The 24668-nt window shown below is 71.1% G+C and carries 22 protein-coding genes; 6 read left to right on the top strand and 16 right to left on the bottom strand.

Features of this window, described 5'->3' with window-relative positions; translation table 11 throughout:
* From AB0D99_RS13745 to AB0D99_RS13735, 3 genes are all read right to left on the bottom strand, one after another.
* Complete coding sequence (locus tag AB0D99_RS13745) at window positions 1–414, bottom strand: hypothetical protein (protein ID WP_362360014.1); 414 nt, start codon at window positions 412–414, stop codon at window positions 1–3.
* A 127-nt stretch (window positions 415–541) separates the two neighbouring features.
* Window positions 542–3298, bottom strand: a complete 2757-nt coding sequence (locus AB0D99_RS13740; RefSeq protein ID WP_362360011.1) for a hypothetical protein — start codon at window positions 3296–3298, stop codon at window positions 542–544.
* Window positions 3299–3376: 78 nt separating this feature from the next.
* Window positions 3377–4846, bottom strand: a complete 1470-nt coding sequence (locus AB0D99_RS13735) for a hypothetical protein (protein ID WP_362360008.1) — start codon at window positions 4844–4846, stop codon at window positions 3377–3379.
* Window positions 4847–5317: 471 nt separating this feature from the next.
* Here AB0D99_RS13735 and AB0D99_RS13730 point away from each other — a divergent pair, with 471 nt between their 5' ends.
* From AB0D99_RS13730 to AB0D99_RS13720, 3 genes are all read left to right on the top strand, one after another.
* Entirely contained in the window at window positions 5318–6688 is a 1371-nt protein-coding gene (locus tag AB0D99_RS13730) for a restriction endonuclease fold toxin-2 domain-containing protein (RefSeq protein ID WP_362360005.1), read from the top strand.
* 78 nt (window positions 6689–6766) lie between these two features.
* Complete coding sequence (locus tag AB0D99_RS13725) at window positions 6767–7219, top strand: hypothetical protein (RefSeq protein ID WP_362360002.1); 453 nt, start codon at window positions 6767–6769, stop codon at window positions 7217–7219.
* Between the two features lie 515 nt (window positions 7220–7734).
* Window positions 7735–7968 (top strand): hypothetical protein, encoded by a 234-nt coding sequence (locus tag AB0D99_RS13720; RefSeq protein WP_362359999.1) that lies wholly within the window; start codon window positions 7735–7737, stop codon window positions 7966–7968.
* A 369-nt stretch (window positions 7969–8337) separates the two neighbouring features.
* Here AB0D99_RS13720 and AB0D99_RS13715 read toward each other — a convergent pair whose 3' ends face one another.
* Entirely contained in the window at window positions 8338–9666 is a 1329-nt protein-coding gene (locus AB0D99_RS13715; RefSeq protein ID WP_362359996.1) for a class I SAM-dependent RNA methyltransferase, read from the bottom strand.
* An 87-nt stretch (window positions 9667–9753) separates the two neighbouring features.
* Entirely contained in the window at window positions 9754–11802 is a 2049-nt protein-coding gene (locus AB0D99_RS13710; protein ID WP_362359993.1) for an APC family permease, read from the bottom strand.
* Window positions 11803–12036: 234 nt separating this feature from the next.
* Between AB0D99_RS13710 and AB0D99_RS13705 the strand changes: the two genes are divergently transcribed.
* A complete protein-coding gene (locus tag AB0D99_RS13705) occupies window positions 12037–12705 on the top strand; it encodes a TrkA family potassium uptake protein (RefSeq protein WP_362359990.1) in 669 nt (222 codons plus the stop codon).
* Window positions 12705–13385 carry a TrkA family potassium uptake protein gene (locus tag AB0D99_RS13700; RefSeq protein ID WP_362359988.1) on the top strand — a complete coding sequence of 227 codons (681 nt, stop codon included), beginning with the start codon at window positions 12705–12707 and terminating at the stop codon, window positions 13383–13385. Before AB0D99_RS13705 ends, AB0D99_RS13700 begins: the two co-directional genes overlap by 1 nt.
* 148 nt (window positions 13386–13533) lie before the next feature.
* Here the strand turns inward: AB0D99_RS13700 and AB0D99_RS13695 are convergent, their stop codons facing one another.
* From AB0D99_RS13695 to AB0D99_RS13660, 8 genes are all read right to left on the bottom strand, one after another.
* The gene (locus AB0D99_RS13695; protein WP_362359985.1) at window positions 13534–14289 is read right to left on the bottom strand and encodes a DUF3159 domain-containing protein; all 756 of its coding nucleotides are present in this window, start codon (window positions 14287–14289) and stop codon (window positions 13534–13536) included.
* Between the two features lie 3 nt (window positions 14290–14292).
* Window positions 14293–14691, bottom strand: a complete 399-nt coding sequence (locus tag AB0D99_RS13690) for an OB-fold nucleic acid binding domain-containing protein (protein WP_260226041.1) — start codon at window positions 14689–14691, stop codon at window positions 14293–14295.
* 193 nt (window positions 14692–14884) lie between these two features.
* Complete coding sequence (locus AB0D99_RS13685) at window positions 14885–15571, bottom strand: response regulator (protein WP_362359982.1); 687 nt, start codon at window positions 15569–15571, stop codon at window positions 14885–14887.
* 100 nt (window positions 15572–15671) lie between these two features.
* Window positions 15672–18218 (bottom strand): sensor histidine kinase KdpD, encoded by a 2547-nt coding sequence (locus AB0D99_RS13680; RefSeq protein WP_362359979.1) that lies wholly within the window; start codon window positions 18216–18218, stop codon window positions 15672–15674.
* A 156-nt stretch (window positions 18219–18374) separates the two neighbouring features.
* Window positions 18375–19103, bottom strand: coding sequence for an ABC transporter ATP-binding protein (locus AB0D99_RS13675; RefSeq protein WP_362359976.1), 729 nt, complete (start codon window positions 19101–19103; stop codon window positions 18375–18377).
* Between the two features lie 145 nt (window positions 19104–19248).
* On the bottom strand, window positions 19249–20010 hold the full coding sequence (locus AB0D99_RS13670; RefSeq protein ID WP_362359973.1) for a DUF3710 domain-containing protein: 762 nt from the start codon (window positions 20008–20010) through the stop codon (window positions 19249–19251).
* 1 nt (window position 20011) lies between these two features.
* A complete protein-coding gene (gene dut, locus AB0D99_RS13665; protein ID WP_030146953.1) occupies window positions 20012–20524 on the bottom strand; it encodes a dUTP diphosphatase in 513 nt (170 codons plus the stop codon).
* On the bottom strand, window positions 20524–21108 hold the full coding sequence (locus AB0D99_RS13660) for a PaaI family thioesterase (RefSeq protein ID WP_362359969.1): 585 nt from the start codon (window positions 21106–21108) through the stop codon (window positions 20524–20526). Before AB0D99_RS13660 ends, dut begins: the two co-directional genes overlap by 1 nt.
* Before the next feature lie 58 nt (window positions 21109–21166).
* Between AB0D99_RS13660 and AB0D99_RS13655 the strand changes: the two genes are divergently transcribed.
* Entirely contained in the window at window positions 21167–21724 is a 558-nt protein-coding gene (locus AB0D99_RS13655) for a DUF3093 domain-containing protein (protein ID WP_362359966.1), read from the top strand.
* On the opposite strand, the gene AB0D99_RS13650 is transcribed toward AB0D99_RS13655, so the two are convergent.
* The 3 genes from AB0D99_RS13650 to AB0D99_RS13640 all read right to left on the bottom strand — a co-directional run bounded on the left by AB0D99_RS13650 (window position 21721) and on the right by AB0D99_RS13640 (window position 24666).
* Window positions 21721–22725, bottom strand: a complete 1005-nt coding sequence (locus AB0D99_RS13650) for a hypothetical protein (protein WP_362359963.1) — start codon at window positions 22723–22725, stop codon at window positions 21721–21723. The genes AB0D99_RS13655 and AB0D99_RS13650 overlap by 4 nt on opposite strands.
* A 12-nt stretch (window positions 22726–22737) precedes the next feature.
* Window positions 22738–23034, bottom strand: coding sequence for a DUF4193 domain-containing protein (locus AB0D99_RS13645; protein WP_003955561.1), 297 nt, complete (start codon window positions 23032–23034; stop codon window positions 22738–22740).
* A 396-nt stretch (window positions 23035–23430) separates the two neighbouring features.
* Window positions 23431–24666, bottom strand: coding sequence for an ATP-binding protein (locus tag AB0D99_RS13640; RefSeq protein WP_362359960.1), 1236 nt, complete (start codon window positions 24664–24666; stop codon window positions 23431–23433).
* Window positions 24667–24668 lie beyond the last annotated feature (2 nt).

Raw genomic sequence — 24668 nt, 5'->3', positions numbered from 1 at the left:
TCAGAACGCGCTCTTCACCTCGCACGGCCACGTGGCGATCCCCGAGGGGACACCGGCATCGCCGCCCAGGAGCAGCGCGGCCTGCTCCTGGGCGGTCTCCCGTATCTGCGCGGCGGTGGCGAGCGGTGACCGGATCAGCGTGGCGCGATGGGCACCACGACAGGAGTCGGAGGCGATCAGGACCCTCCCCCGCTCCTCCGGTTCCGCCGAGACGGCGACCCGCCACAGGGCCGTACGCAGACGGCGGGCCTGGATCGGAGTGATCTGCCGGCCGCGATACCGAGGCACGCCGTCACCGTCATAGGAGATGCCGGCGAACCAGTTCAGGGCGTACGGCGGAAAGTAGTAGTGGGCGTGCCCATGCGCGGACCAGAGGCTTCCGCCCAGTGTGGCCGCGTTCGCGGCGAGACTCATGTCGCCAACCCCCCTGTACTCAGCACCCGGGCCCGCCCGCGCCGGCCGTCGTGCGCATCATGCGTCATCGGAGGATCGGCATCCAACGGGGGCTGACACATCCGCGGGCAGGGCCGCGTCTCCCGCGTCAGACCGACACGCTCGGATGACGCGGGCAGTCGGCACCGCGGGGCACCGGAACGGCGGCCGGCGGGCCCGCGGTCGGGCGCTCCGGCAGCTGCCACGCGGTGCGGATCGTTCCGATCAGGTGTCGCGCGCTGTACGGCGACACCTCCAGCTCCTGACGGGCGCGGGCGAGCTGTTCCAGGTCCCCGGCGGGGCCGCGTCCCGCTGCACCGTCGCGGCGCTGGGCGAAGTCCCCCCTGCCGAAGATGTCGAGCAGGGTCAGCGAGAACAGGGCGTAGGCCGACGCCTCGTCGAGAAGCTCCCGGGCCTCGTCCGAGACCTCTGCCGCGCTCTCCTCTCCCAGGTGTCCGCGGAGGTCGTGGAAGGCCACGTGTTCCAGGGCCCCGCGGAGTTCGGCCGAGTCACAGGGACAGGCCGGACGCAGCTGGTCCATCGCGTTCCGGAAGGCGACGAGGACCGTGCCGGTCCGCGCCGTCCAGCGCTGCTTGCCCAGGAGGGTGCGGAAACCGGCGAGCGTGTCGCTGAGTTCTTCGAGGATCAGTTGCCCCGCGATGTCGGTGAGTTCGACGAACCGTGTCTTCGCCTCGATCTCGTCCAGCCGCAGTCCGTAGCGGATGAGGTCCCTCGGGATGCCGCCCGAGAGGGCGTGCGTGAGCGCCTTGTACGGCTCGGAGAGACCGGACGCCCGGCGCTCCAGGATCTCCTTGGACTCCTCCAGCGTGCAGGGCGGAACGTGCACGATGTCGTCCAGCGAGCTGTCGGTGACCCCGCGGTGGGGCAGCCCGCGGCGCACGAAGGAGGCGCCGACGTCTTCGGCGACCGAGATCAGGTAGTGGACGTGGGGCACACCGAGGATGGCCTTGATCTCGCCGAGAAAGGCGAGTGCCGCGGTGTCGGAGCCCAGCCGGTCCACTTCGTCGATCGCGATCACGACCCGCTGCTCCCACGCGTGCCGCTCGGCGGCGATCTCCGTCAGCAGCGTGCGGAAGTCGGAGACCAGTTCGGGGAAGTTCGGGGGCACGGTCGACAGGGAGTTCGTCTGCGCGGCGAGCAGTTGAGGGGGCCCTGCCGTCACGGCGGTGGACGCCGTCTGTACGGTCTGGAGCCGGTACAGCTCGTCACGGCAGGCGGTGACGAGGGGTGGGACCGGGCTCGCCGGATTCCACCTGGCCATTCTGATCAGCGACAGGCCGGTGAGGGCGACCGCGAGTCGCAACGGGCTCTCGGGATCGGCCGCCAGGGCCCGCATCAGCGGCACCGTGGAGAGCAGCGCGAGCACGCCGCAGATGAGGGCCCAGACGATCAGAGTCCGCCGGTGGAGGGCGAGGAACACGCTCCAGCCGTACTCCCACGGCCGCCCGCTCACGACGAACCCGATGCCGATGAGCAGAAGGACCAGCAGCGAGAAGACCTCCCCGCCGACCCTTTCGGCCGCCTCCCCCACACGGGCACGTACGTCGTCGTCGCCCCACAGCGAGACGAGGGCGGCGACGGCCAGCCCCGCTCCCGCGACGACGAGAGTGCTCCGGGCGCCTGCGCGAACGGCGCCCCACCGCTTCCACCGCCGCAGGCCCCACAGCAGGACGCCCGCGACGACGGCGAGGACCGCCAGGCCGGCCCGCTCGCCCTCCCAGACGTCGAGCACCACGTCCCTCGCACGGTGCCAGAGGTCCAGCGCCCGATCGCGCAGGGACGGCCACTGCCGGGTCGAGAGGGAACGTACGGCCGCGGCCAGGCCGAGGACGACCAGTGAGCCCGCCACCAGCCCGAAGACCAGCACCGGGAGCCCCCTCCGCACGGCCGGCAGCATGCGGCGCGCCGGCCTGCGGAAGGGCGAGAGCCGGAGGAACTCGGGAGGCGCGTGACCCTGGTGAGCGAGATAGCTCTCGCAGGTTCGGACGTAGAGGGAGAGCAGGAAGTCGTACGGCGAGTAGGTGGCCGGGGCCTGCACGACGACGGCGAACCCGGCCTCGCCCGCACAGGTCTCCAGGAGGGTCGACTTGCCGGCGCCCCGGGAACCGCTGACCGCGATCGTCCCACCGCTCTCGAGCTGGGCGATCTTGCGGGTCAGGCTCCGGGCGGCCCGGCTCTCCACCACGTACCGGGGGTTGCGCGGCGAGCGCAGGCCGCGGAAGTCGTCCGCGAGGAGCAGGGAGTCGCGGTCGTCACCGAGCAGCGCCTCGACCACCCGGTCGGTCAGCGGGCGGACGCCGTTCTCCTGGAGGTCCCGGCTCCAGGCGGCCGCCGCCCAGGCGGTCCTCCTGTCCAGCAGGGCGACGCGCGGACGCAGGGCCCACTCCCGCAGGTTGAGCCGGACGTACATGCGCCACACCGGGTGGCGCCAGATCACTCCCGCGGTCAGCGGCGGAGCCGACGCGGCGGCGAGAGCCGTGGGCCAGGAGGAGAAGACGACCACCAGCAGGGCGAGCGCGGTGATGCCGCAGAGGGCCACGGTCAGCGGGTGCGTGCGCTCACGGAGGTAGTCGAGCTGTCGGTGGCGCCGCTCGCTTCGCTCCGCCAGGGCGCGGAAGCGCTCCTGGGTGGCCCGGCACGGCGCGACGGCCCGCCCGACGTTGGCCTCGGTGAGCATGGCCGCACGGGCGTTCTCGGCTGTGGCCTGGGGGCGCACACCGAGCCGTCGTGCGACGGCCGGTACGGCCAGGCAGGCATCGACCGCCGCGAGGTACACCTCCGCCTCCCGCTCCAGGGCGAAGAAGTCGGCGACCTGCCAGGTGGGACGCGGGCGGCGTCGGGACATGAACGAAGGGCCTTTCGGAAGGTGCGGGAGCGGGACGCGATCACGGGCCGCGAGACCCGGGGGAAGGGGCTCGACGGGTCATCCGCTCCCGCGGGCACGGACGAGCTCACGCCGCGTCAGACGCGTTCCTCGCTCGTGCTCGATCCGGAAGTACGCACCGAGCCCCGGCTCGTCCTTGTCGTCGTCGAAGGTGACCGCGTGGGCCCCGCCGTCGTCGAGCAGCCGCCCCACGCACTGGGCGAGCGTGAGGGGTCCCGACCCGTCGTACCCCCAGGACAGCCCCGGGGCGTCCATGGCGGGGGCCGGGTAGAGCACGCCGTCGGCGGTGCGCACCCAGACCGGGTCGTCGAGGATGACCTCCTTGAGGACCGTCCCCTCGGGCAGGCGTCTGGGCGCCCGCCCCATGTAGGTGATCTCCCGGACGCTACGGAAGGAGAACTTCCCCTTCACCGCGACCACCGGACTGCCGGTCACCGGATCGACGAAGGTGGCCACGGTGTCGTGGCTCTCGTCCCACACCCGGTGCAGAGCGGTCGGCGGGACGGGTCGCAGCCGGTTGATCCACTCGGCCGCGGCCCGGGTGACGTCCGTTCGGATCACCTCGAACGTCCCGCCGTAGGGAAGGTCTTCGCCGCTCCAGGCGCTGACCTGCTCAAGACACTCCACGGCCAGGTCGTCCGTACGCCCGCAGAGTTCGGCGAGCCCGGCGCCGAGGACGGCGTCCGTCGCGAGCTCTCGGGGGTCGGGCTCGGACACGCTCGGAACGGCCGGATGCACCATCGAGTCGCCCGGCCCACGCGACCAGGAGCGGAGGTTCTCGATCTCCCACGAGGCGTGCTCCGCCGCACCGGCCCGGATGCGGTGGCCGATCGTGAAGCAGGCGCGTCGCACCGGGGAACCCTCGGGTTCCCGCCCCGCCAGCTCGTAGAGCGGCTCCCAGGAGGGAGAGGTCACCACCTCGACGGGGGCGGGAGGGTCTCCGGGGGTCCATGCGGTGAGGTGGGCACGGCGACGTAACGCGCGGGGCCACCAGGGGACGGGGCCGCCCAGGTGCGCGGCCAGCTCGCTCCACCACGGGTGGTACACGAGCTCGGGCCGCCCCCGGTCCACCGCCTGCAGTTCGGGCCCGTCGAAGGCGTAGGGGCGCCGGACGACGACGAGAGCGGCGGCGTCCGTGTGCAGGTCGAGCAGGCTGCTCGCGTCGGGCATGCCCGCGCACGGATGGACGACGGCGACGACGCCCTCCCGGGTGTCCCAGCGCCCGGCGAAGTACTCGGCACGGACGTCGTCGTCCGCGTCGCGGTACTCGCCCCCCAGGTACCGGTACTCGGCCGGGGGTGCCGGGCGCAGCAGCAGGGGCCCCGCGCCCGCCAGTTCGGGATGGGCGGAGGCGAGCCACCGGGCGAACGCGTGTCCCGACCATCTCGTCGGGCCGTCGGCGACGGCCCCGTCGTCGAAAGGCTCGATCATGTCGTCCGCGAGACGCGGCCATGCCTCCTCGGATAAGCCGAACACCTCCTTGAGCTCCATGGCGGTCAGCTTCTCCAACTCGGCCTCCTCGTCGTGCCACTTGCCTCGCCCATCATGGAGGGTAGGACGAGTGACACCCGTATCGGCCCGGACGAGAACCCCGGCTCAGGGCTCCCCGATCGCTCCCGCCGCCGAGCGGATCCGGGAGTGTCCGTGGGCGCGGGCCCGGGGGCGGCTCGGCGCGTGTGCCGGAGCCGGCGAGGGGCGAGGCAATGAGCGGACTGGCACCGCATCTCAAGTTCATCGCCGAAGGAATGATCAAAGGCGTGATGGGCCTGACCGACACCATGCGAGGGGCGCGGGACACCGCCATCGCCCTGTACCACGAGCTGGACCAGCAGCGCGGGATGGCAGGGGACGACGACGCCGGGCGCGCGTTCGCGAAGGTGTATCGATCGGCGGCTGCCGCCACGCTGGACAAGATCGGCTCCAGCTCGTACGTGCTCGGGGGGGGCCAGCCGCGGGCTGATGCGCAATGCCCGCGAATTCATGGCCCAGGAAAGCGCCATCGTGGCGGCACTCCTGGGCAAACAGGCGGACATGACCGCCGGCATGGGCGACCCCGGGGAGGGCTGCCCCGAGAACTACCTCGGCCTGGGCCGGGAACTGCCGGAGACGGTCGGGGAGACCGCGTGGTACGAGCAGTACGTCCCCGGCGGCGGCAGCGACCGTTACCGTGGCTCGCCGGAGAAGCTGCGCGTGGTGGCCGAGTGCTGGCGCCGCGGGGGCAAGCTGATGCTGCGATTCCTGGAGGACGCCCAGGCATCGGCCATGACGGCCGACAAGGCGCACTCGGGCGAAGCCGCCGACGCGTTCCGGACGTACTTCAGGATGTCCGTCGGACTGACCTGCCCACCCGGCCAAGTCCAGGAGAACGAGCCGCTCGTCGCCAACCTTGTGGCCGCCTGCAACGAGATCGCGAAGGCGTGCGACCGATACGCCGAGCACGTCGAAGCCGCCGAGTCGGCGATCCGGCAGCACAAGCTGGACCTCTTCGCCGTCGACATGCCCTGGGACAGTCCGATGTTCGGCGGAAACGGCTTCGACGGGGGCCTGCTCGACGCCGTGCTGGGCGACTCGTGGATCCGGCGCCTGGGCGAGGTGGGGCACGCCCTGGACTCGGCAGAGAAGCGCGTCCGACTGCCGGAGGGCGGTGGGAGTCCGAGCGCACCCGGCCTGCCGTTCCTGCCTCCGTTGATCCCCGTTCCGGTGCCGGTACCGGTGCCTGTGCCTCTCGTCCTCGCCTCGTGCACCGGCGGGATGCCGGGAATCGTGCCCGCGGTCTACCGGGACCCCGATCCGGGCATCCCCTGGCGGGACCCGATTCCGCCGGCCGCAGTGCCTCCGCCACGGTTGCTCACGCCGGAGGAGCGGAAGGACTTCGTCAGCTGGGTCAACGGCCTGAAACCGGCGGGCTTCGGGGGCAAGCCTGATCCCACCGCTCCTGAGAACGCCTACCAGTTGCGGATCGCCGGCTACCCCGAGCGGATCATCCCCCTGCCCGCCGGCTACGAGAAGCCCGCGATCGGCGCGGACGGTATGCGGCCCGCCGACGGGATGATGGTGGACGCCAAGTACGTCAAGGACGCCGACGACGACTGCCGGAAGAGCACCTGGCGTCGCCAGTCCACGTTCGAGATCGAGGACGAGTACACGGAGGACGGGACGAAGAAGTGGAACAAGGAGGACGTCCTCATCGGCAAGGACGAGGGTGAACTCGATAAGTACCGCCAGGCGATGAATGAACACGACCAGATCCGGGGCCTGGAGATCGTCACCAACGACAAGGAGGCCGTGCCGTACTGGCAGACGCTCATGGCCCTCCAGCAGGTGCCTGGCACAGCCCGCTATGTGAAGTGACGCCGGGTTCGCCGACCCGAGTCCGCCCCGTTCCCCTTCTCTTCCCCCTGACCGTCCCCCTCCCTTAAGGACTTGCTCGTGGCGCCCGATGACGACGACCGGACCACCTTTCTCTTCTACGCGCCGGCGCGGCAGCCGCATGCCTGGTCCCTGGACCTCGCGGGCCTGGGCGAAGCACTCCGGCAGTCGTTCACCGAAGCCCGCTACAAGGTCCGCCAGGACCACACCCACCAGGGCGAGCCGTACCTCTCCTTCTGGGCTGCCACCGACGACGGCACCGAATACGACGGCACGGCCACTGTCCACGGACGGGACTGCGTGGTGCTGGTCGACACGACGGCCGCCGAGGCAGCGCCCTTCCTCGTTTGGCTGCGGGACAACCACCTGCCCGCTCCCGACCTGATCCGCTTCAGCAGCGAGGCGGCCGTGGACCAGGGCATCGAGACGGACTGGCGCCTGCCGGGTGCGGGCGATGCGGCGCGGGTGGCCGACGAACTGCGCCATCACCTGGCGGTCGTGGACGGGGCCTGATTCACGCGGCAGCGTCCTCTCGGCAATCCCCGCAGGACGCGTCCGGGTCGTGACTGCGGAAGGCCCGCTCACAGCCGTCGCAGGTGACGAGGGGCGCCGGTCCGGGCGGCCGCGACTCCTCCGCAGGGAGGGGCGGCGGGAGGAGATGGCGGAGCCGGAACTCCAGGAACCGGGCCGGGTGGTGGATCGGTACGGGCTCGGGCGGGAGGTTCGCGGTCAAGGTCCTGGGGATCTGGGCGAGCGTCGCGGCGCGAGAGAGCCAGGTCTCGACGGCGGGCGCGAGGCGCTGGACGTCTCCGGTGGAGAGCGGCAGCCGGGGGTCGACGAGACGGAGGCGGGCGAGAAGGTCGGCGGCGGGGCCGGTGGGAGATTGTGGCGGCTCTGGATGGGCCGAGGGCTGGGGCAGTGCCTGGGGATCGCTCGGTGCGGGTGGGGCCGCAGGGCCGGAGGTAGGTGCGGGAGCCTGCGCGGGGGCCGGTTTCGCCTTCGGCTTCGACTCCGGTACGCAGCCGGGCTTGTCGTACGAGAGCGTGCGGGTGGCGAACCTGCCGCCGCCGAGGGGACATGTGGTCGAGGAAAGTCCGGGCGTCCACCGAGAGGAGCTGCTCCGCGAGGCCGCACGCTTCTTCGGGTGGACACGGCTGGGTCCTGATATCAGGGATGCGCTCACGAGCGATGTGGACGAGCTCGTCGTGAAGGGGGCGATCCGCGAAGCAGACGGTTTCCTGATGCCTGCGGATGGTGACTGACTAGCCCGAGTGGTGCCGCTCGGCGGGACTGCCGGCGAGCGGCCGTGGGGCCCGTTCCATGGCCCTCTTGGGCGAATCGAACCTGAGCGGGAAGCGAGCCGCCGCACCGGCCGACGAAAGCGACGAAGCCTCCGAGAAGCGGATCAGGCAGAGGCAGCCAACAGTTCCGCAGCCAGTGCCCCTGCCACCTCAAGAGGCCTACCATCCCACAACCGAGGGCTCCACTCTGCGGCCGCCAAGCGCGCATGTCGACCCATCAGAAACCACCCCGTCCGCGCGTCAAACGTGCGTCACGTGCGTCGAGTATGCGTCAAGATGTCGCACCTGACGCACGTAACGCCCATCACGCACACTCGAAGAAATAGCAGGTCAGCGGCCCTTTTCAGCAGGCTCCAGAATCGCCACGCACTCCACGTGGTGCGTCATCGGGAACAGGTCGAACGCCCGCAGCGTCCGGACCCGGTAGCCCGATTCGGCGAAGTAGGCGAGGTCTCGGGCCAGGGCCGCCGGGTCGCAGGCGACGTACGCGATGCGGCGGGCGCCCAGGCTCGCGAGGTGCTTGACCGTCTGCTTGCCGGCGCCCGCGCGGGGCGGATCCAGGACGATGAGGTCGACCTCCGTGATGCGGGTGCGCGGGAGGACCGACTCGACCTTGCCCTGTTCGATGCGGACGCGGTCGTAGGCCGCCAGGTTGTGGCGGGCGTCCTCGACCGCGCGCTTGCCCGACTCGATGCCGAGCACCGCGCCCTGGTCCCCCACGCGGTCGGCGATCGCGCCCGCGAAGAGGCCGACGCCGCAGTAGAGGTCGAGGGCGGTGTCGCCCTTGCGGGGCATCAGGCCCTGCATCACCGCGAGGACCAGCGTCTGCGCGGCCTTCGGGTGGACCTGCCAGAAGCCGCCGTTGCCGACGCGGTACGTGCGGTCGTCGGCGCGCTCGCGGACGAAGGGGCGGCCGTGGACGCGGTGGACGCCGCCGTCCTTCTCGTCGACCCGGAGCACCGAGACCGGCTTGTCCAGCTCCACGAGCGGAAGCCGCGCGCCGGGGCGCGGGGTCAGGACGACCTGGCGGTCGCCGGAGCCCGAGGCGGCGATCGCCTCGATCGAGGCCATGCCCTCCCAGGTCCGCTTCTCGATGCCGAGTTCGGAGACGCCCTCGGCCGCGATCATGCAATGGTCGATCACCTCGACGTCGTGCGAGCGGTGCCGGCGCAGCCCCGCGTGGCCCTCGGCGTCCACGGCGTACTGGACGCGCGTCCGCCACTGCGGGACCTCGCCCGCGGGGAGCTTGTCGCCCTCGGCCGGCATGACGGTGCCGTCCCAGCCGGCCTCCTCGGGGGTGAGCCCGGCCAGGCGCTGGAGCTGTTCGGCGATGACCTCGCCCTTGAGGCGGCGCTGCGCGCCCGGCTTGGCGTGCTGCCAGTCGCAGCCGCCGCACTTGCCCGGGCCCGCGAAGGGACAGGGGGCCTCCACCCGGTCCTTCGACGCCTCCAGAATCGTGACCGCGTCCGCGCGCAGGAAACGGGAGGTCTCCTCGCCCTCGGTGACCCGGGCGACGACCCGCTCACCCGGGAGCGCGTGCCGGACGAAGAGGACGCGGCCGGCCTCCGTGCGCGCGATGCAGTGGCCGCCGTGCGCCACCGGGCCGACCTCGACCTCGTACTCTTCCCCGACCAACGAAGGAACAGGTGCGTTCTGCATGACGGGGGAACTCCAGAGAATGAGACAGGTGGGCCGCCGCAGCGCGGCAGCCCACCAGTCTACGTGTCCGTGGCGACGCGGAACGCCTCAGCTCTTGGCCGCGGGCTCCTTCGGGCGCCTCTCGACCGGGCCGCGGCGCACCGAACCCGGCGCGTTCCAGTCCTGGCGCTTCCTGGCCCGCTTCTTCGCGGCCTCGGAGGACTGCAGCTGGTAGGGGACGGAGGTCACCATCACGCCGGGCGTGAAGAGCAGGCGGCCCTTGAGTCGCAGCGCACTCTGGTTGTGCAGCAGGTGCTCGTACCAGTGGCCGACGACGTACTCCGGGATGTAGACGGAGACGGCGTCGCGCGGGCTCTCGCGGCGGATGTTCTTCACGTACTCGATCACCGGCCGGGTGATCTCACGGTACGGCGAGTCGAGGATCTTGAGGGGGACGTTGATCCCGCGCCGGTCCCACTCCTCCCTGAGCGCCCTGGTCTCGGCCGGGTCGACGTTGACGCTGAGCGCCTCCAGCTCGTTCGCGTGCAGCAGCTTGGCGTAGGCGAGCGCCCGCAGCGTCGGCTTGTGCAGCTTGGAGACGAGGACGACCGAGCGGACCCGCGAGGGGCGTACGTACTCGTCGGGGCGCTCCTCCGCGGCGGCGATCTCCTCCGCGACGGAGTCGTAGTGGCGGCGGATCGCGGTCATCGTCCCGTAGAAGATCACCATGCCGAGCAGGGCGACCCAGGCGCCGTGCGTGAACTTGGTGGCGAGGACGACGACCAGGACCAGGCCGGTGAAGAAGGCGCCGAAGGCGTTGATCGCGCGGGAGCGGATCATGTGGCGGCGCTTGGCCGGGTCCTTCTCGGTCCTCAGGTGCCGGTTCCAGTGCCGGACCATGCCGGTCTGGCTGAGCGTGAAGGAGACGAAGACGCCGACGATGTAGAGCTGGATCAGCTTCGTCGAGTCGGCTCCGTAGACCCAGACCAGCAGCGCGGCGGCGCCGGCGAGGAGCACGATGCCGTTGGAGAAGGTGAGCCGGTCGCCGCGGGTGTGCAGCTGACGCGGCAGGTACCGGTCCTGGGCGAGGATCGAGCCGAGGAGCGGGAAGCCGTTGTACGCCGTGTTGGCGGCGAGGAAGAGGACGAGCGCGGTGGCCGCGGCGAGCAGGACGAAGAAGAACGTCCCGTCGCCGAACACGGCGGCGGCGACCTGCGAGATGACCGGGTCCTGGACGTAGCCCGGGCCGACCGGCACGCCGTTCAGGAGCAGGTCCTGGGCGGGCTTCTCCGCCATGCGTACGTCGGTGGCGAGGGCCAGGAAGATGATGCCGCAGAACATGGTGACGGCGAGCGCGCCCATCAGCGCGAGCGTCGTGGCCGCGTTCTTCGACTTCGGCTTCCGGAACGCGGGGACGCCGTTGGAGATCGCCTCGACGCCGGTGAGGGCGGCACAGCCGGAGGAGAAGGCGCGCAGCAGCAGGAAGAACAGCGCGAACCCGGCCAGCCCCTGGTGCTCGGGCTTGATCTCGAAGTCGGCGGTCGGGGCCTTCATGGTCTCGTCGAGGACGATGCCCTTGTAGGCGCCCCAGGCGATCATGATGAAGACGCCGGCGACGAAGACGTACGTCGGGATGGCGAAGAGGCTGCCGGACTCCTTCACCCCGCGCAGGTTCATCAGCGTCAGCAGCACGATGACGCCGACCGCGCAGAGGACCTTGTGCTCGACGACGAACGGGATGGCCGAGCCGAGGTTCTCGATGCCCGAGGAGATCGAGACGGCGACGGTCAGGACGTAGTCGACGAGCAGGGCGCTGGCGACGGTCAGGCCGGCCTTGGGGCCGAGGTTGGTGTTGGCGACCTCGTAGTCGCCGCCGCCGCTGGGGTACGCGTGGACGTTCTGCCGGTAGGACGCGACGACCGTGAACATCAGGACGACGACGGCCAGCGCGATCCACGGGCTGAAGTGGTAGGCCGACAGACCCGCGATCGACAGGACGAGCAGCACCTCGCCGGGTGCGTACGCCACCGAGGACAGCGGGTCGGAGGCGAAGACGGGGAGGGCGATGCGCTTCGGTAGCAGGGTCTCCCCGAGCTTGTCGCTGCGCAGAGCCCGTCCGATCAAGATCCGTTTAGGCAGGTCGGTCAGTTTGGACACGGAGAGGATCGTAAGCGTTCGAAAACAGCCATGCTCACCGCGACCCCCAATCCGCACCGAATCTCCGTGCCCGGCACCTCGGATGCGGTCCCCTCAGGAGTTGCCGCATAAGCTCGGATCGGGCAGCACGGCAGGGCGCTGCCCGCCACGGCCCGGGCCAGTCGGGTGAGGAAAGTTGTGAGCAGGGTGTATTCGCAGGTCAGTAAGACGATCAGGAGTGCGGGGTAAGGGGACGTGCACATCGTCATCATGGGCTGCGGGCGAGTGGGAGCCGCTCTCGCGCAGACCCTGGAGCAGCAGGGGCACACCGTCGCCGTCGTGGACCAGGACCCGACGGCTTTCCGCCGTCTCGGCTCGGGCTTCGGCGGGCGCCGTGTCACCGGCGTCGGCTTCGATCAGGACACGCTGCGCGAGGCGGGGATCGAGGAGGCCGGTGCCTTCGCCGCCGTGAGCAGCGGCGACAACTCGAACATCATCGCGGCGCGGGTCGCCCGTGAGATGTTCGGCATCGAGAACGTGGCCGCCCGGATCTACGACCCCCGGCGCGCCGAGGTCTACCAGCGACTCGGCATCCCCACGGTCGCCACGGTCCGCTGGACCGCCGACCAGATGCTGCGGCGGCTGCTGCCGTCCGGCGCGGAGCCGCTGTGGACCGACCCCAGCGGTGGCGTGCAGCTGGCCGAGGTGCACACCTCCCCGGCGTGGATCGGTCACAAGATCAGCAAGCTGCAGGACGAGACGGGTGTGCGCGTGGCGTTCCTCACCCGGCTCGGCGAGTCGATCATCCCGACGTCGCAGACCGTGCTGCAGGAGGGCGACCTCGTGCACGTGATGATGCGCACGGACGAGATCGCGAAGGTCGAGGAGGCCTTCGCCCAGGGTCCCGAGGAGGGCGGTCACTGATGCGTGTCGCTATTGCGGGCGCGGGTGCGGTGGGCCGTTCCATCGCGGGCGAGCTCCTGGAGAACGGGCACGAGGTGCTCCTGATCGACAAGGCGCCGACCGCCATCTCGGTGGAGCGGGTGCCGCAGGCGGAGTGGCTGCTCGCCGACGCCTGTGAGATCACCTCGCTCGACGAGGCAGCGCTGCAGCGCTGCAACGTGGTGATCGCCGCCACGGGTGACGACAAGGTGAACCTGGTCGTCTCGCTGCTGGCGAAGACCGAGTACGGCGTGCCGCGCGTGGTCGCCCGGGTGAACAACCCGAAGAACGAATGGCTCTTCAACGAGTCCTGGGGCGTGGACGTCGCCGTGTCGACGCCGCGTCTGATGTCGGCCCTCGTGGAGGAGGCGGTGAGCGTCGGCGACCTCGTCCGGCTGCTGCGCTTCTCCCACGGTGACGCGAACCTCGTGGAGCTGACGCTCCCGCCGGAGTCGGGCATCGCGGGTACGGCGGTGGGCGATGTCGCCTGGCCGCAGGACACCTCCCTGGTGACGATCATCCGCGGCTCCCGGGTGCTGACCCCGAGCCCGGAGGAGACGCTGGAGGCGGGCGACGAGCTCCTCTTCGTGGCCGCCCAGGCGCGCGAGGAGCAGCTGGAGGACCTGCTGTCGGTCCGCCGCGACACGTCGTCGGCGAGCTGATCCGGCGGAAGAGCCGTACGCGAAGGGCCCGGGACCTCACGAGGTCCCGGGCCCTTCCGTCTGCGCCACGCGCGCCACGTCGTCTCACGGCCTCCGCTGAGCCTGGGCGCCTCCTGGCTCGTACCGGGGGGCGCGACGCCCGTCGGCTCTACGCCTCCGGCTGTCGTGCCGCGGCGGCCTTGCGGGCCTTCTCGGCCTCTTCCTCGGCCTCCATCTCGGCGAACACGTCGATCGGCGGCGGCGCCTTCGCGAGGAAGACCCACGTCAGGTAGACCGCGAGCAGGAAGGGCGGGATCTTCAGGGCGACCAGGACCCAGCCGAACTTGGTCGTGTCGGCCCACCAGTACATCGGGAAGAGGATCGCGCACTTCGCGAGCAGGATGAAGCCCCACGCGTAGCTCGCCTTCGCGTACGCCTTCTTGCGGCCGGGGTTGCGCGTCCGCCAGGAGAGGTTCTCCTTGAAGACCGGCCCGAGAATCAGGCCGATGAGCGGAACGCCCGCGAGCGTGGTGATGATGTACGCGAGGGCGAGGCCCAGCGTGTACAGCATGCCCGGCAGGTAGAAGTCCTTGGCGTTGCCGGTCATCATCGCGAAGACCACGCCGAACGCCACACCGAAGACACCGCTGAAGGCGTGCTTGACGGTGTCCCGGCGGATCAGCCGGACGGCGACGAGGACCAGGGAGACCGCGAGCGCCGCGATCGCCGAGATGTGCAGGTCCTTGTTGATCGTGAAGATCGTCACGAAGAGAAGGCCGGGCACGACCGTCTCGATCATGCCCCGCAGGCCGCCGAAGGCCTCGAACAGCGCGGCCTCCGTGACCTCCTTCGCTCCCTGGGAATCGTGGCGCGCCTGGGTGTCCTGGGCGTCCTGATCCGTCGTCGGCTTGTCGAACGACGTCACCGGCTACTCCTGTCCGAGCGGTCGGAGCTCGTATTTGGGGTTGAAGAGGACCCGCCGGCCGTGGCTCATCGAGATGCGACCGGAGGCGATCAGCTTGCGGCCCGGCTCGATGCCCACGATGGACCGCCGGCCCAGCCACACCACGTCCAGCGGGGCCGTGCCGTCGAACAGCTCGGCCTCGAGGGCCGGCACACCGGCCCGAGGGCGCAGGGTGACCGTGCGCAAGGTACCAGTCACCTTGACTATCTGGCGGTCGGAGCAGTCGCAGATACGCGTGCAGCCCGACGCCTCGGCGTCCTCCTGGAGCTCGACGGACTCCAGCTCCTCCTGCGAGGTGGACAGCCGGTCGAGCATCCGGCGGAACCGTCCGGCCGGCTTCTCTGTACGCGGTGCAGCACTCATACAGAAAGCGTACCGGCCCCCGCCCACAGCGGAACCGGCCGCCGTCACCGGCTCCCGGCGCCCCCAGAGCCCGCCCGAGAACCCGCTCCCGAGCCCAGCTCCGAAGCCGCTCCCGAGCCCAGCTCCGGACCCGTCTCCGAGCCCCTCTCCGGACCCGTCTCCGAGCTCCTCCCCGCACCCGTCCCGAGCCCCTTCAGCGCTCGAAGCGGTAGCCCATTCCCGGCTCGGTGACGAAGTGCCGGGGGTGGGAGGGATCGGCCTCCAGCTTGCGCCGCAGCTGCGCCATGTACACCCGCAGATAGTTGGTCTCGGTGCCGTACGACGGGCCCCAGACCTCCTGGAGGAGCTGCTTCTGGCTGACCAGCCGGCCGCTGTTGCGGACGAGGACTTCGAGCAGGTGCCATTCGGTGGGCGTGAGGCGGACGTCCTTCCCGTCCCGGTGCACCTTCTTGGCCGCCAGGTCGACCGTGAAGCCCTCGGTCTCGACGACCACGACGCCGTCCTCGCCGCCACCGACCGGCTCGGCCCGGCGGACAGCGGCGCGCAGCCGGGCCAGGAGCTCGTCCATCCCGAACGGCTTGGTGACGTAGTCGTCGGCGCCCGCGTCCAGCGCCTCGACCTTCTCGTCCGAGGTGTGCCGCGCCGAGAGCACCAGGATCGGCACCCGCGTCCAGCCGCGCAGGCCCTTGATGACCTCGACGCCGTCGAGGTCGGGCAGTCCGAGGTCGAGGACGACCACGTCGGGGTGGCGCTCGGCGGCCATCCGGAGGGCGGTGGCACCGTCGGGCGCCGCGTCCACCTCGTACTTCCGCGCCTTGAGGTTGATCACCAGAGCGCGGACGATCTGCGGCTCGTCGTCGACGACGAGAACCCGGGTCATCGAGTGCTTCCTTCTCTCTGTCTGTTCCCACGGGGTCGTGGCTCACATCGGATGGCGTCGGCGGGCCGTACGGTCGGACCCCGTGGCCCGATCCCCCGCTTCAAGAAATCACCCGAGCGGGTACGTCGGCGGGCGGCGGTGGCCGCTTTCCGTTCACGGCCCGGAGGGTGAGGGTCATCGTGAGCCCGCCGCCCGGTGTGTCCTCGGCGGTGATGGTGCCGCCCATCGCCTCGACGAAGCCGCGGGCGACCGCGAGTCCCAGGCCGACCCCGGAGCCGCGCGGGGCATCCCCGAAGCGCTGGAACGGCTCGAAGATGCCGTCCTTGCTCTCGTCGGGCACCCCCGGCCCCCGGTCCACGACGCGCAGTTCGACGCGGTCGCCCAGGGCGCTGGCGGAGACGGCGACGGGCACGGCGGGCGGGCTGTACTTCACGGCGTTCTCGACGATGTTGGCGACGGCCCGCTCCAGGAGCCCCTTGTCGACGTCGACCATGGGGAGGGTCTCGGGGATGTCCAGCTCGGCGCTGCCGTCCGGAACCCCGCCGAGCGCCATGGGGACGACCTCGTCGAGGTCGATGGCACGGATCAGCGGAGTGACGGTGCCGGTCTGGAGCCGGGACATGTCGAGGAGGTTCCCCACCAGGTGGTCGAGCCGGTCGGCGCCGTCCTCGATGCCCTCCAGGAGTTCGGCACGGTCCTCCTCCGACCACTCGACGTCGTCGGAGCGCAGTGAGGAGACGGCCGCCTTGATCCCGGCCAGCGGGGTACGCAGGTCATGGCTGACGGCCGCGAGCAGGGACGTACGGATCTTGTTGCCCTCGGCCAGCTTGCGGGCCTCCTCGGCCTCTCCGACGAGCCGCTGCCGGTCCAGGACCACCGCGGCCTGTGCGGCGAAGGCGCCGAGCACGCGCCGGTCCTCGGCGGGCAGCACCCGGCCGGTCAGGGCGAGGGCCAGGTGCTCGCCGACGGGCATGTCCACGTCCGCGTCCTCGGGACGGGCCACGGGGTGCGCGCCGACGCTCGCCGCGCACGTCCAGGGCTCGACGTCGCTCTGCCGTTCCAGCAGGGCGACGGACTCCATGGCGAAGGTCTCCCGGACCCGGTCGAGCAGGGAATCCAGGCTCGTCTCGCCGCGCAGCACGCCGCCGGCGAGGAACGAGAGCGTCTCGGCCTCGGCGCGCAGCCGGGCGGCCTGATGGGTGCGGCGGGCCGCGAGGTCGACGACCGAGGCCACGGCCACGGCGACGCCGAAGAAGACGGCGATCGCGACGATGTTCTTGGGGTCGGCGATGGTCAGCTGATGGATGGGGGAGGTGAAGAACCAGTTCAGCAGCAGCGAGCCGAAGGCGGCCGACGCCAGCGCCGGCATGAGTCCGCCGAGGAGCGCCGAGGCCACGGTCAGCGCCAGGAAGAGCAGCATGTCGTTGGCGAGGCCGAGGTCGGCGTCGACATGGGTGAGCAGCAGGGCGAGCAGCCCGGGTCCCGCGATGCCGACGATCCAGCCCCAGATGATCCGGGAGCGGCCGAGGCGGGCGCCCCGTGCGACGGGCAGTCCGCGGCCCTTCGCGGCCTCCTCGTGGGTGACGATGTGGACGTCGAGGTCGGGCCCCGACTCGCGGGCGACGGTCTGGCCGACGCCGGGGCCGAGCATGTACTGCCAGGACTTGCGGCGGCTGGAGCCGAGGACGATCTGGGTGGCGTTGACGCCGCGGGCGAATTCGAGGAGGCCCGAGGGGATGTCGTCGCTGATGACGTGGTGGAACGTTCCGCCGAGGTCCTCGACCAGCGTCCGCTGGAGGGCGAGCTCCTTGGGCGAGGCTGCGGTGAGGCCGTCGCTGCGGGCGATGTAGACGGCGAGGACCTCACCGCCGGCGCCCTTCTCCGCCAGCCGGGCGGCGCGCCGGATGAGGGTACGGCCCTCGGGTCCGCCGGTGAGCCCGACGACGATCCGCTCGCGGGCCTGCCAGGTGGAGCGGATGTTGTGCTCGCCCCGGTACTGCTGGAGGTACTCGTCGACCCGGTCCGCGGTCCACAGCAGCGCGAGTTCGCGCAGCGCGGTCAGATTGCCGGGCCGGAAGTAGTTGGCGAGGGACGCGTCGATCCGGTCGGGCTTGTAGATGTTGCCGTGGGCCATGCGGCGGCGCAGGGCCTGGGGCGACATGTCGACCAGCTCGATCTGGTCGGCGCGGCGGACGACCTCGTCGGGGACGGTCTCCTGCTGGCGCACGCCGGTGATCGACTCGACGACGTCGCCCAGGGATTCGAGGTGCTGGATGTTGACCGTCGATATGACGTCCACCCCGGCGGCGAGCAGTTCCTCCACGTCCTGCCAGCGCTTGCCGTTGCGGGAGCCGGGGACGTTGGTGTGGGCGAGCTCGTCGACGAGCGCGACGGCCGGTTTCCTGGCCAGCACGGCGTCCACGTCCATCTCCGTGAAGGTCGCGCCCCGGTACGGGAGCGTGCGGCGCGGCACCTGCTGCAGGCCGTGCAGCATGACCTCCGTACGCGGGCGGTCGTGGTGTTCCACGAAGGCGACGACGCAGTCCGTGCCGCGCTCCACGCGACGGTGCCCCTCGGAGAGCATCGCGTACGTCTTGCCGACGCCCGGTGCCGCGCCCAGGTAGATCCGTAGCTTGCCGCGTCCCATGGCATGACCTTACGTCCAGCGAAACGGACATTCTGCACAAGGGGCAAGGCCCGGGGGTCGTCTTGACAGGATCCTGATGTGTCCGCCGATACGGCCCGGGGAGGCGGCGGAGACGGGATATCGGATCCGAAATCCCCTATCCGCTATCCAGGAAGCTCAGTGCTCGGTGATCTCGCCGTCGCTCAGTTCGAGGACCCGGTCGGCGAGGCCCAGCAGCTGGGCGTCGTGCGTGGCGACCAGCGCCGTGACCCCCTCGCTGCGGACCACGGCTCGCAGGAGCTCCATCACGGCGAGCCCGGTCTCGGCGTCGAGCTGACCGGTCGGCTCGTCGGCGATCAGCAGGGCCGGCCTGTTGGCGAGGGCGCGGGCGATGGCGACCCGCTGCTGCTGGCCGCCGGAGAGCTCGCCGGGCCGCTGGGCCGCGTGGTCGGCGAGGCCGACCAGGGCGAGGAGGAGGGCGATCCGCTCCTCCCGCTCCTTCGGGTCCGCCCTGCGCAGCCGCAGGGGTACGCCGACGTTCTCGGCGGCGGTGAGGATCGGGATGAGCCCGAAGGACTGGAAGATGAAGCCGATGCGGTCCCGGCGGAGTTCGAGCAGCCCGTCCTCGCCGAGCTCCGCGAGGTCCGTGCCGTCGATGGTGATCCGGCCGCCGTCGGGGCCGTCGAGGCCGCCGACCAGGTTGAGCAGGGTGGTCTTGCCGGAACCGGAGCGGCCCTTGAGCGCGACGAGCTCGCCGCGCGGGATGTCGAAGGAGACCCCGCGCAGGGCGTGGACGGCCGCCGCGCCCGTGCCGTACGAGCGGTGCAGGTTCTCGACCCGGACCATGGGTCCGCCGGACAGGTCCCCGGCCACCGCCGTGCCGGTCCGCACGCTGCTGTCGGTCATCCCCGCACTCCCCCTCGTCGAACGTGTGCGCCCGTCAGTATGTGCCGCCGGGGGGCCGCCGGGCCAGGGTCCGGGAAACGCCGGTGGGCCGCGTTCCGGACAACGTGTTCGAAACGCGGCCCACCGGCCTCACGGAATCAGGGGTTCAGCGGACCTCGGTGATCTCCGGTCCGCGCTGGAGCTGGCCCATGCCGCCGGAGAAGCGCGAGCCTTCCTGCTCCTCCTGCTGGACACCCTCGGGCACCATCTGCGCGTCGTTCGGCAGCTTGAGGACGATCGGGTCGCGCGGGGCCATCGGGCCCTCGCCCCGGACCACGACGGTGTCCCGCACGATCTGCTCCAGCAGACCGGCGGCCTCCGGCTGCACCGCGCCCTGGCCGGAGATCACTCCGCGCAGGAACCAGCGGGGTCCGTCGACACCCACGAAGCGCACCAGCTGCACGCCACCGGTGCCGTCGGGCAGCTGCACCGGGACCTGGGCCCGGAGCTCCCAGCCCAGCGGACCCTCGACCTCGTCGATGACACCGCCCTGCTGGGTGATGCCGGAGGCGATCTCCTCGCGGACCTCGCCCCAGATGCCTTCCTTCTTCGGCGCGGCGAAGGCCTGCAGCTGCACGGCGCTGTCGCGCAGGACGACGGTGGCCGCGACGATCGCGTCGCCCGCCACCTCGACCCGGAGCTCCATGCCCTCGACACCGGGCACGAAGATGCCGCCCAGGTCCACCCGACCGTCCTCGGGCTTGGAGACCTCGGAGATGTCCCACGGCCCGTCGGGGCGGGGGGCCGGAGGAAGGTTCACCCGACGCGGGGCGTCGGCCTCTCCGTCGGTGCCGACCTCGTCGACGACCTGCTCGGCCTCGCCCGCCGCGTCCTCAGCGGTACCGCTCTTCTTGCGACGTCCGAACACGTCACTGTCCTTCCCGGTCGGATACGACCGAAGCGTATCGATTCCCACCCGTTGTGCCGTCCACGGCGGCATGACCGCCGGTGGACCCGAAGCCCCCCTCGGCCCGCGCCGAGCCGGGAAGCTCCGCCACCTCGTGGAAGCGCACCTTCTCGACCTGCTGGACGACCAGTTGGGCAATCCGGTCGAACCGTTCGAACCGCACGCTCTCGCGCGGGTCGAGATTGACCACGATCACCTTGATCTCTCCACGGTACCCGGCATCCACCGTCCCCGGGGCATTCACGAGGGCGACTCCGCACCTGGCAGCGAGCCCGGAGCGCGGGTGCACGAAGGCGGCGTAGCCGTCGGGCAGGGCGATGGAGACCCCGGTGGGCAGCACGGCCCGCTCCCCGGGGGCCAGAACGGCCGCCTCGGTGGTCACGAGATCGGCTCCGGCGTCGCCGGGGTGGCCGTAGGCCGGGATCGGCACGTCCGGGTCCACGCGCCGGATCAGGACGTCGACAGGGTTGCGCATCAGGGGTTCACCTCGAAGGCGCGGGTGCGCCGGACCTGGTCGGGGTCGGACATGGCGGCCTGGATCTCCTCCGGGCGGCCGTTGTCGATGAAGTGGTCGACCTTGACCTCGATGAAGAGGGCGTCGGCGCGGACGGCGACGGGGCCGTCCGGCCCGCCGATCCGGCCGGTGGCGGTCGAGTAGATCTTTCGCCCGTGCACGGCGGTGACCTCGGCCTCCAGGTGCAGGACGGTGCCGACCGGAACGGGCCGCGCGAAGTCGGTCTCCAGACGGCCGGTGACGGCGATGACCCGCAGCAGCCAGTTCAGGGAGCCGAGGGTCTCGTCGAGCGCCGTGGCGAGGACGCCGCCGTGCGCGAGCCCGGGGGCACCCTGATGGTCGGGGGTCACGGTGAACTCGGCGGTGACGGTCACGCCCTCGCCGGCCCGGGCCTCCAGGTGGAGACCGTGGGGCTGCCCGCCGCCGCACCCGAAACAGGACGCGTAGTGCGATCCGAGCAGCTCGCCGGGGGCGGGCGCGTCGGGGTGGCGTACCGGCGGTATGGCGTCGGCCGGCGGGGTGAGGGCGGCAGATGTTGCAGTCACAGCCGCAGACCTTACCCGCGAGGCCGGGCGCAGGTCGCGCCGTGCCAAGCTTGGACGTATGCAGCCTTCCGCACCGCCTTCCGCGCCGCGCTTCGACGAACGTCTGACCGCCCCCCGCTCCTGGTGGGTGATCACGGCGCTGCTGGGCCTGTCCGGCGGTCTGGTGACGTTCCCGCTGGGTACGGTTCCGACCCTGATCGGGCTGATCGCCGCGGGGGCGGTGGCGGCGGTCGTCGTCTCCTCGTACGGCTCGGCGCGGATTCGGGTGGTGGCCGGCTCGCTGGTGGCCGGCGACGCGAGGATCCCGGTCTCCGCGCTGGGCGCGCCGGAGGTACTGGACGCGGAGGAGGCGCGCGCCTGGCGCACGTACAAGGCCGATCCGCGCGCTTTCATGCTGCTGCGCAGCTACGTGCCCCGGGCGGTCCGGGTCGAGGTGACCGACCCGGCGGACCCGACGCCCTACGTCTATCTGTCCAGCCGTGATCCGGAGGGCCTGGTCGCCGCCCTGGTGGCCGCGGGCGCGGAGGAGACGGGCGCGGAGGCCGGTGAGGCGTTGACCGCCGAGGGCCGGGCCGGCGGGGCGTTGACCGCCGAGGGCCGGGTCGGCGAGGGCTAGAAGCCGATCTCCTTGGGGTTCTCGGGCTGCTCCAGCGGGGGCAGCCCCTCCAGGGCGCTCCAGGGCACCTGGCGCTTCCGCAGGTCCTTGCGGACGTGCTGGGCGACCTTCCTGGTGTCGCGGCGGTTCATCACCGCGCCGACGGCGGCGCCGACCATGAACGGCATCAGGTTGGGCAGGTTGCGCACCATGCGCTTCATGATCTGCTGCCGCAGCTCACGCTTGAGCTGCCCGCCGAGTGCCGCGTTGACAGTGGTCGGCCTGGTGGGGTCGATGCCCCGTTCCTCGGTCCAGGCGGTGAGATACGCGGTCGATCGCTGGGTGAGCGTGCCGGGCGGCCGCAGGCCGTAGACCTCGTGGAGTTCGGCGATGAGCTTGAGCTCGATCGCGGCGACTCCGGTGATCTCCGCCGCGAGCTCGGCCGGCAGCGCGGGGGGTACGGGCATCATCGCGGCGACGCCGATGCCGGCGCCGACGGTCGAGCTGGCGTTGGCCGCGCCCGCGACGAGTTTGTCGGCGATCTCTTCCGGCCCCAGGCCGGGAAAGTGTCTGCGCAGGGTCGCCAGGTCCCGGACGGGAACGCGCGGGGCGATCTCGATGAGCCGGTCGGCGAGGTAGGCGATCCCGGCCTTCGCGCTCTCGCCGCCACGCTTCACGCCGCGTTTGACGGCGTCGATCCGCGCGGGGCCGAGTTTCATGCGGTCCAGCTGCGCGCGCGCCGGTTCGGCGACGCGCTTGACGGCGTCGAGACGGCGCCCGCCGCGCGGGGCCTCCCGGTCCGCCGGCTCGGGCGTTCCGGCCGTCCCGTCGGTGACGGCTGCTTCGAGCGAGGCCGAAGGGCCTCGCTCGTCGTCACGTGCGCCGAGGGAGGGCAGGAGGGTGCTCTGCTCGGCTGTGGGGGCCTCCTGAGCGCCCTCCGCCGGGTCCGAGCCGCCCTGATACGCCTCCGGCCTCCCGGGAAGCCGGAAGCGTCGCTTCCGGGACGGTGAGTCGCCTGCCACGGCAGAGCGATCTCAGTCGCAGTCGCGGCAGATCGGCTGACCGTTCTTCTCCCGGGCCAGCTGGCTGCGGTGGTGCACGAGGAAGCAGCTCATGCAGGTGAACTCGTCGGCCTGCTTCGGCAGGACCCGTACGGCGAGCTCCTCGTTCGAGAGATCGGCGCCGGGCAGCTCAAGGCCCTCTGCGGCCTCGAACTCGTCGACGTCGACCGTCGAGGTCGACTTGTCGTTCCGGCGGGCCTTCAGTTCCTCAAGGCTGTCCGAGTCGACGTCGTCGTCGGTCTTGCGTGGGGTGTCGTAATCCGTTGCCATGTCGCTCTCCCCCTCTGGGTGGTTGCGGTGTCTCCAGCGCACGTAACGCGTGAGAGGCCGGACTTGTGCCCGACCCGAGGCGGAGATTTTGCCTCACATCAAGGTCTGTTACTCAATCGACACCCAACCGGCCCTCTCACGAGTGATCGGCTTTGGGTGGCGAACGGGACCGTACACGGTCCACCTGCCGTCCTTCACGGGCGCCACCCCGTGTACTTCCCGTCATCCGACCCCCCGGAAACCCGGACTTTTCCGGGTTTTCCGAGGGATTTCTCGATCACGGAGAGTAGAAAGCCGGATGCTCGTTCCTGTGATCGATCACACATGAGCGTCTCAGGAACGGGGATCTCGGAATTCCGCGCAAAGCGAACGGAACCGGCTGGTACCCGAAGTGTGTCAGATCGGAAGAGTGACACGCATCACGAGACCGCCGCCTTCGCGGGGCTCCGCGATGATACGGCCCCCGTGGGCGCGCGCGACGGAACGCGCGATCGACAGGCCGAGACCGACTCCCTTGTCGCTCCCGGTCCGCTCCTGCCGCAGCCTTCTGAACGGCTCGAAGAGGTTGTCGATCTCGTACGCGGGAACCACGGGACCCGTGTTCGAGACGACGAGGACCGCCTGGCCGTGCTCGGTCTCGGTGGTGACCTCCACCCAGCCTCCTTCGGCCACGTTGTACCGCACGGCGTTCTGGACCAGGTTCAGGGCGATCCGTTCGAGCAGGACGCCGTTGCCCTGGACGACGGCCGCCTCCCGCTCCCCGCGGAGCTCCACGCCCTTGGCCACCGCCTCCGCGTGCACCTGGTCGATGGCGCGCGAGGCGACCTCGGCGAGGTCCACGGGCTTGCGCTCCACGATCTGGTTGTCACTGCGGGCCAGCAGCAGCAGGCCCTCCACCAGCTGTTCGCTGCGCTCGTTGGTGGCGAGCAGGGTCTTGCCGAGCTGCTGGAGCTCCACGGGCGCCCCGGGGTCCGAGAGATGGACCTCCAGGAGGGTGCGGTTGATCGCCAGCGGGGTCCGCAGCTCGTGCGAGGCGTTCGCGACGAAGCGCTGCTGGGCGGTGAAGGCCCGCTCCAGACGCTCCAGCATCTCGTCGAAGGTGTCCGCGAGCTCCTTCAGCTCGTCGTCCGGGCCGTCCAGCTCGATCCGCCGGGCCAGATCGGATCCGGCCACCTGGCGGGCGGTCCGGGTGATCCGGCCGAGCGGGGAGAGCACCCGGCCCGCCATGGCGTAGCCGAAGGCGAAGGCGATGATGCTCAGCCCGAGGAGGGCGAACAGCGAGCGGCGCAGGAGGTCGTCGAGCGCCAGGTCCCGCTGGTGCTGGAGACAGGCGGAGACGGCCTCGTTGAGCTGCTCGCCGGTGCCCGTGGCGGGCAGCTGGCACCAGGAGGTGGTCGGCTGGACCTCGCCCTTGACGACCTTGAAGGGCAGCTCCGAGGCGCTGTCGCCGAGTGCCTGCGCGGTGAACAGGTAGATGATCGACAGCAGCAGGATGCCGGCGATCAGGAACATCCCGCCGTACAGGAGGGTGAGCCGTATCCGGATCGTCGGACGGAGCAGGGGCCTGACCGGGTCCCTGGGGTCCCAGGTCGGCTTCGGCGGCGCCTGAGGGGGCGCTGGGGTCGCGGCCACCG

Source organism: Streptomyces sp. NPDC047971 (genome assembly GCF_040653355.1).
In the GTDB taxonomy this organism is placed as follows: Bacteria; Actinomycetota; Actinomycetes; order Streptomycetales; family Streptomycetaceae; genus Streptomyces.
Note: the sequence above shows the minus strand (reverse complement) of the source record. Positions and strands in the feature narration are given on the sequence as shown.